A 7,740-nucleotide genomic window follows, 5' to 3' on the forward strand; every position below is an offset into this window, starting at 1 on the left:
CGCCTATATCGCCCGCTATCTCGGCATCATGCTGCTCGAGGGCGAGGACCTGACCGTTTCCGGCGGCAGGCTGATGGTGCGCACGGTTTCCGGCCTGATGCCGATCGGCGTCTTGTGGCGACGACTCGACGCCGCCTTCGCCGATCCGCTGGAGTTGAGGCCGGATTCGCAGATCGGCACGCCGGGCCTGGTCGAGGCAATCCGGCGCGGCACGGTCTCGGCGGTCAACGCGCTTGGCTCGGGCCTGATCGAGACGCGGGCCTTGCTGTCGTTCCTGCCGAGGATCGCGCGGGAATTGCAGGGCGACGATCTCAAGCTGCCAAGCATAGCCACCTGGTGGTGCGGACAGGAGGCCGAGCGCGCCCATGTGCTCGCCAACATCGACCGCATGGTGGTCGGCCCTGCGCTGTCGACCCGGCTTGCCTTCGAGGACGATGGTGCGACCCGGCTGGGGTCGTCCCTTTCGGCCGGCGAGCGGGCCGAGCTCGTGGCGCGGATCGAGGCGGACGGCGCCGGCTTCGTCGGCCAGGAAGCGGTGACGCTGTCGACCACGCCTGTGTTTGTCGGCGGCGTGCTTGAGCCGCGGCCCGCCAGCCTGCGCGTCTATCTGGCGCGCACGCCGGAAGGCTGGACGGTGATGCCCGGTGGCTTCGCCCGCGTCGGTTTCTCGCTCGACCCGACGGCGATCGCCATGCAGCGCGGCGGCCAGGCGGCGGATGTCTGGGTGGTCAGCGACAGGCCGGTCGAGCGCGAGACATTGCTGCCGCAGGAGCATGAGGGCTTCACCCGCACCATGCCGGGCAGCCTGCCCAGCCGCGCGGCGGAGAACCTGACCTGGCTCGGGCGCTATATCGAGCGTTCGGAAGACACAGTGCGCGTGCTGCGCGCCTATCACGTGCGGCTGGCCGAGACATCCGATCCGGATATGCCGCTGCTTGCCGATATCAGGGACTATCTGGAGCCGTTCGGCATCGAGGTCGAAACGGCGATACCGCAGGGGCTGATCGGCACTCTGGACAGCGCGGTCTACAGCGCCGGCCAGATTCGCGACCGCTTCTCTCCCGATGGCTGGCTGGCGCTGAAGGATCTGTCGAAGACCATCCACAAATTCGCCGACACGGTCGCGCCTGGAGACGACGCGACGCGGGCGATGACGGTGATGCTGCGCAAGCTCGCAGGCTTTTCCGGCCTGTTGCACGAGAACATGTACCGCTTCACCGGATGGCGGTTCCTGGAGATCGGCCGCAGGCTGGAGCGCGGCATCCAGACCGCACGCACGCTTAGCCGGCTGACCAGGAACGGGGCGCCGGAGGGCGCGCTCGACATGATGCTGGAGATCGGCGACAGCGTCATGACCCATCGCCGGCAATATCCGGTGCAGGCCGGGCGGCGCACGGTGATCGACCTGCTGGCGCTCGACCCGCTCAATCCGCGCTCGATCCTGTTCCAGCTCGAGCGGCTGAAGGCGGAGATCGGCATGCTGCCTTCGGTCGGCGGCGAGGGGCATATGTCGCCCGCCGCCAAGGAAATCCTGCAGCTCAACACGGCAATCGCCGTCATGGAGCCGTCGGACATGAGCGCCAAGGTGCTCGACGACCTCGCCGGCCAGATCGGCGACCTCTACAACAGCCTTGCCCGAGCCTATTTCGGTTAGATGCTCTACGATATCAAACTCCATCTGCATTACGACTATGCGGCGGCCGCCGGCGGAGGACGGCACCAGGTGCGCGTCATGCCGCAGACGATCGCCGGCGTGCAGCGTGTGATCGCGGCCTCGCTGTCCTTCCAGCCGCCGCCGGCCGAGCGTGCCGATTTTTCCGATTTCTTCGGCAACAGCGTCACCTCGATCGCCTTTCGCGACGCCCACGAGACGCTCGACATCCGAATGAACGCGCGCGTCTCGGTCTCGCGGCCCGAGCCTGATCTCGATGTCTCGCCCGACATAAGCGGGCTGAGGTCGGAACTCGACCTGGTGCGCTCGCTATCGCCGTCCGCGCCGCATCATTTCCTCGCCGCCAGCGATCATGTCGGCATCGACGCGGCGATCACCGCCTATGCGCAAGAGAGCCTTGCCGGTTCCGCCGTGGCCACGGCGGTCGATCTGTGCAACCGCATCCATCGCGACTTCACCTATGACGGCAAGGCAACCACGGTGCAGACGCGGGCCAGCGATGCCTTCGCGCTGAGGCGCGGTGTCTGCCAGGACTTCTCGCACATCATGATCGCCGGCCTGCGTGGGCTTGGCATTCCGGCCGGCTATGTCAGCGGCTTCCTGCGCACGATCCCGCCCAAGGGCAAGCCTCGGCTCGAAGGCGCGGACGCCATGCATGCCTGGGTCAAGGCCTGGTGCGGGCGCGATGCCGGCTGGCAGGAGTTCGACCCGACCAACGGCATGCGGGCGAGCAACGACCATATCACCGTCGGCTATGGCCGCGACTATTCCGATGTGGCGCCGATCGTCGGCGTGCTGAAGACGACGGGCGGTCAGGTCGGCGAGCAGGCGGTCGACGTCATTCCGGTCGCCGTCGAAAAGGTGTAGCGGCAGTCCGATTGCGCGTGGGCTTCTCAATCGCACCTGCCGTCGGTATCCTGGGCACGGGGTTGCTTGGGCGGGTGCCTGCGTGGGCATGGTGCGCGGGGGCTGATTTGGAAGCTGTAAGCGTCATCATTCCGGCACACAATGCGGCTCGGACAATTGCCCGGACGCTCGCTTCGCTGGTTTCGGAAAAGGCAGTCATTGGCGAGGTGCTGCTGGTTGACGATTCTTCCTCCGACGCCACCGCCGCCGTCGCCACGGAAACGGCGTTGCGGTTTGCCTTGCCGATGTGCGTCATCAAGTCGAGCTGCCGCGACGCCGGCGGCTCCAGGAATCTGGCGCTGGAGCAGGCCCGCTTTCCCTGGATCTATATGATCGATGCCGACGACCTTCATCTGGAAGGCGGCCTGCGCGCGCTGCTGGCCAAGGCCGTGGCGGAATCAGGGGCGGACATGGTGGTCGGCGCCTATCGCCGACAGGTCGAGGGCAAGGAGCGGTCGACCAAGCTGCCGGGCGGCTACACCGCAAGCGGACCGACCAATGCCTGCGCCTATCTCGAAGGACGGATACGGTCGATCGCGGTCGGCAGCGCGTTGGTGTCGCGGCAGGTCGTCGGCGAAACAAGATTCGCCACCGGCCTTGCCTATGATGAGGACACGTTGTTCTGGACGCGCGTGATGGCCAAGGCCTCGCTTGCTGTCGTTACACGGCCCATCTTTATCTATTTCGTGTCGGCGGAGCGCTCCGACGATCGGTTCACGGTCCGGCCAGCCGCGCGCTTTCTCGAATGGCGCCTGGCGCTGCGCCGGCTTCGGTCCTGCGGTATCGCGGAGCGGTCGCTCAAGATCAGGGAAGGCCTCGTCGCCCTGAAGATCGCGCGCGTTCATTATTCGCGCGGCGATTTCGATATGGCGGCGAGATTCCTCGGCGTGGCCGAAGCCGCGCCGCGGGCGGGCGCGGATATCTGGCGTTGCATGCGCTATCGGCTGAAGATCGCGCTGCGGCGCCGGTTCTCGGCGCCGGCCGCCCAACTGCAACGCGCCTGATGGCCGGGAGGCCGGATCTCGCGACTACCTGGCGGACGCGCCGGCAATCTATCCTCAAGTCCATGCCGACCGGTAATACTTCCTACCCATAGCGGACGTATCGGCCAACCGTCAGGGCTGAAGCTGTTTCGGAACCAGTCACCCGGCACGCGGCTTTATCTACGGATAATTTGGCGGAGCCGGCATGTTGCAGCATCAAGAATTGTCCTCGGACCGATCAGCGCGAGACGGGGAAGCCCGCAGGAACGGTGCTCAGGATGCGGCCGAGCGCGCGTCGCTCCTCTATGTGAGCGATGCCGATCCCGGCATCCGCAGATTGCGGAAAGGCGCCGGGTTTTCCTATACAGGGCCCAACGGAAAGGCCCCCGGCAAGACGACCCTTGCCCGGATCAAGGCGATCGTCATTCCGCCGGCCTGGACGGATGTGTGGATCTCGCCCGATCCGGACGGCCATATCCAGGCGACAGGCCGGGATCAGCGCGGCCGCAAGCAGTATCGCTATCACCCGCAATGGACCGAGGAACGCGACAGCGTCAAATATTCCAGTCTCGTCGCTTTCGCCGAAAGCCTGCCTGCGCTGCGGCGGCAGATCGATGCGGACCTGCGCCGGCACGGCCTGCCCTTGGAGCGTGTCGTCGCCTCGGTGGTCTGGCTGCTCGACAACACAATGATCCGTATCGGCAACGCGGCTTACGCACGCGACAACAAGAGCTTCGGGCTGACCACGCTGCGCGACCGCCATGTCGAGATCACCGGCTCCAGCCTGCGCTTCGCCTTCAAGGGCAAGTCGGGCAAGGAATGGAAGCTGAAGCTGGTCGACCGCCGCATCGCCAAGGTGGTGCGCGGCGCCCAGGACCTGCCTGGACAGAAGCTGTTCCAATATCTCGACGAGAATGGCGACCGGCGGCCGGTGCGTTCGGAGGACGTCAACCGCTATATCCGCGAGGCATCCGGCGCCGACTTCAGCTCAAAGCATTTCCGCACCTGGGGCGGCACGATCCATGCGGCGTCGCTGTTTGCCGCGACCGAGCTGCCGGAAAGCGAGACACAGCAAAAACGGGTGATCAACAGTGTCGTCGACAAGGTCGCCGAACGGTTGGGCAATACCCGGGCGGTCTGCCGCAGGTGCTACATCCATCCGCTGGTGTTCGAGGCGTGGAGCAAAGGGTGCCTGCTTGACGAGATGGCCGAGGCCAACAAGCGCAAACGTCTGATATCCGGGCTGGACGAGGAAGAAACGCTGGTGCTCGGATGGCTGCAGGCGCGCGGCGCCTGAGACGCGGTCGCGAAGACCGCCAAGCCAGTGATCCTTCGATACATTTTTTTATCTTTTTATCGACCTTGTGTCGGGAAGGGTCCTAGTGTCGCGTCCTTTGATACCGAAAGGACCAGTCATGCTCTACGCCATCCTCTGCTATGCTTCCGAAGACGTCGTCTGCTCCTGGAGCAAGGAACAGGACGACGAGGTCATGGCAAAGCTCCTCAACGTGCAGGACAAATACGCCAAGGCGGGCCGGCTCGGTCCCGTGGCGCGCCTTTTGCCGACGACGGCGGCCACGACGCTGCGCAAGGTCAAGGGCGAGGCGGTCGTGCTGGACGGCCCGTTCGCCGAGACCAAGGAACAGTTCCTCGGCTTCTACACGCTCGAATGCAAGGATCTCGACGAAGCCGTCGAGTTCGCGCGCGAGCTCTCCGAGGTCAATCCGAGCGGCGGCTCCTATGAGATCCGGCCGGTTTCGGTCTTCAACCCGACAAAGGTAGCGATATGACGGATATTGCCTGGATAAGCACGGCGATCAGCAACGCCCGTCCGCAGGCGATGGGCGCGCTGCTGCGCTACTTCCGCGACCTCGACGCCGCGGAAGAGGCTTTCCAGGACGCGTGCCTGAGGGCGCTCAAGAACTGGCCGAAGAACGGGCCGCCGCGCGATCCGGCGGCTTGGCTGATCTTCGTCGGCCGCAACAGCGGCATAGACGCCGTGCGCAAGCGCGCCAAGCAGGCGCCGATGCCGGAAGAAGACCAGGTATCCGATCTGGAGGACGCCGAGAGCGACATGGCCGAGCGGCTGGACGGCGCGCATTATCGCGACGACATCCTGCGGCTTCTGTTCATCTGCTGCCATCCGGATCTGCCGGCAACGCAGCAGATCGCGGTGGCGCTGCGCATCGTCTCCGGCCTCACCGTCAAGCAGATCGCGCGCGCTTTCCTGGTCGGCGAGAGCGCCATGGAACAGCGCATCACCCGCGCCAAGGCGCGTATTGCCGATGCCGGCGTGCCGTTCGAGACGCCGGGCGCGGTCGAGCGCTCGGAACGGCTCGCCGCAGTCGCCGCGATGGTCTATCTGATCTTCAACGAAGGCTATTCGAGCAATGGCGGCGAGGCGCCGGCGCGAGCGCCGCTGTGCGAAGAGGCGATCCGCCTTGCTCGTCTATTGCTCAGGCTGTTCCAGCAGGAACCGGAAATCATGGGGCTGACGGCGCTGCTGCTTCTCCAGCATGCGCGCGCGCCGGCGCGCTTCGACGAGAATAGCGAGATCGTGCTGCTCGAGGACCAGGACCGCTCGCTCTGGAGCCGCAAGATGATCGACGAGGGCCTGGCGCTGGTCGACAAGGCGCTGCGCCACCGCAAGCCCGGCCCCTACCAGGTGCAGGCGGCGATAGCGGCGCTGCATGCGCGGGCGGCTGTCGCCGAGGATACCGACTGGACCGAGATCGACCTGCTCTATGGCCTGCTGGAGCAGATGCAACCTTCGCCGGTGGTGACGCTGAACCGCGCCGTCGCGGTAAGCAAGGTGCGCGGCCCGGAAGCCGCACTTGCCATGATCGAGCCGCTGGAAGAGCGGCTGTCGGGCTATTTCCACTTCTTCGGGCTGAAGGGCGGGCTGCTCATGCAGCTTGGCCGCAACGAAGAGGCGCGCGTCGCCTTCGACCGCGCCATCGCCTTGGCCAACACGGCGGCAGAGGCCGCACATATCCGCATGCATATCGACCGGCTGATCAAGGAAAGCGCCGAGAAGTCCTCGATCCAGAAGGCACGTTGAGTTTCAGGTGATGCCGGTCTGCAAATGGCGGGTTCCTGCGCTTCCGGTGCTCACGTACTTTAAGTACGCTCCGCTCCGGTTCTCGAAACCCACCCAGTTTGGTCGCTTCGCGCCCGTCTTCGACTCCGGCTCGGCCTGACCTGAAACTCAACATGCCTTCGTTCGAGTGCTCGCGTTCTGGCCCAATTTCGCGCTCGGGCCTTAGACCATGCCGGGGTGGCGGTTTTTCCCTGAAACGAGTAATGCCACGCCATCAAAGCGCCCGGGCGTGCCTGACGGCACATCCAAGACATGGCGCATGGCTTCCATTTCCGCCCTATGAGAGGCGGGATCTGAAAGGGACAAAAATGACACTGGTGAAGGAAACGGCCTCGCTTCTTGAGAAACTGGGCGTCGCCAAGGAGGCGCTTGTCGGAGGCGACCTCATCGTGCGCAGCCCGGTGACGGGCGAGGAGATCGCGGCGCTGAAATCGATCTCGGCCGCCGATGCCGGCAAGGCCATCGATGCCGCGCACAAGGCTTTCCAGGCCTGGCGGCTGGTGCCGGGACCGAAGCGCGGCGAACTGGTGCGGCTGCTCGGCGAAGAGCTGCGCGCGCATAAGGACGAGCTCGGCCGGCTGGTGTCGATCGAGGTCGGCAAGATCCCCTCCGAGGGGCTCGGCGAGGTCCAGGAGATGATCGACATCTGCGATTTCGCCGTCGGTCTTTCCCGGCAATTGTATGGCCTCACCATCGCCACCGAACGCCCCGGGCACCGCATGATGGAGACCTGGCATCCGCTCGGCGTGGTCGGCGTGATCTCGGCCTTCAACTTCCCGGTCGCGGTGTGGTCGTGGAATGCGGCCCTTGCCTTCGTCTGTGGCGATGCCGTGGTCTGGAAGCCGTCGGAAAAGACGCCGCTGACCGCGCTCGCCTGCGAGGCGATCTTCAAGCGCGCCGGCAAGCGCTTCGGCGTTGACGCGCCGGCGGGACTGCTGCAGGTGCTGATCGGCGACCGCGCCGTCGGCGAGGTGCTGGTTGACCATCCGAAGGTGCCGCTGGTCTCGGCCACCGGCTCGACCCGCATGGGCCGCGAGGTCGGTCCGAGGCTCGCCAAGCGCTTTGCCCGCGCCGCGCGT

At 65.6% G+C, this 7,740-nt stretch carries 7 protein-coding genes; all 7 read left to right on the forward strand.

Going from position 1 to position 7,740, the window contains the following annotated elements:
• Window positions 1-1,654: circularly permuted type 2 ATP-grasp protein (locus EOD07_RS14810; RefSeq protein ID WP_127236001.1), on the forward strand; the 1,654-nt coding region annotated here is incomplete at its 5' end.
• Window positions 1,655-2,539 (forward strand): transglutaminase family protein, encoded by an 885-nt coding sequence (locus EOD07_RS14815; protein ID WP_127236002.1) that lies wholly within the window; start codon window positions 1,655-1,657, stop codon window positions 2,537-2,539.
• A gap of 107 nt (window positions 2,540-2,646) precedes the next feature.
• Window positions 2,647-3,582, forward strand: a complete 936-nt coding sequence (locus tag EOD07_RS14820) for a glycosyltransferase family 2 protein (protein ID WP_127236003.1) — start codon at window positions 2,647-2,649, stop codon at window positions 3,580-3,582.
• A 184-nt stretch (window positions 3,583-3,766) separates the two neighbouring features.
• A complete protein-coding gene (locus EOD07_RS14825; protein WP_127236004.1) occupies window positions 3,767-4,858 on the forward strand; it encodes a DNA topoisomerase IB in 1,092 nt (363 codons plus the stop codon).
• 118 nt (window positions 4,859-4,976) lie between these two features.
• A complete protein-coding gene (locus tag EOD07_RS14830) occupies window positions 4,977-5,351 on the forward strand; it encodes a YciI family protein (RefSeq protein WP_127236005.1) in 375 nt (124 codons plus the stop codon).
• Window positions 5,348-6,622: an RNA polymerase sigma factor gene (locus EOD07_RS14835; RefSeq protein WP_127236006.1), complete on the forward strand. Its 1,275-nt coding sequence runs from the start codon at window positions 5,348-5,350 to the stop codon at window positions 6,620-6,622. Before EOD07_RS14830 ends, EOD07_RS14835 begins: the two co-directional genes overlap by 4 nt.
• Before the next feature lie 347 nt (window positions 6,623-6,969).
• Window positions 6,970-7,740: aldehyde dehydrogenase family protein (locus EOD07_RS14840; RefSeq protein ID WP_127236007.1), on the forward strand; the 771-nt coding region annotated here is incomplete at its 3' end.

It is taken from the genome of Mesorhizobium sp. M2C.T.Ca.TU.002.02.1.1, assembly GCF_003997225.1.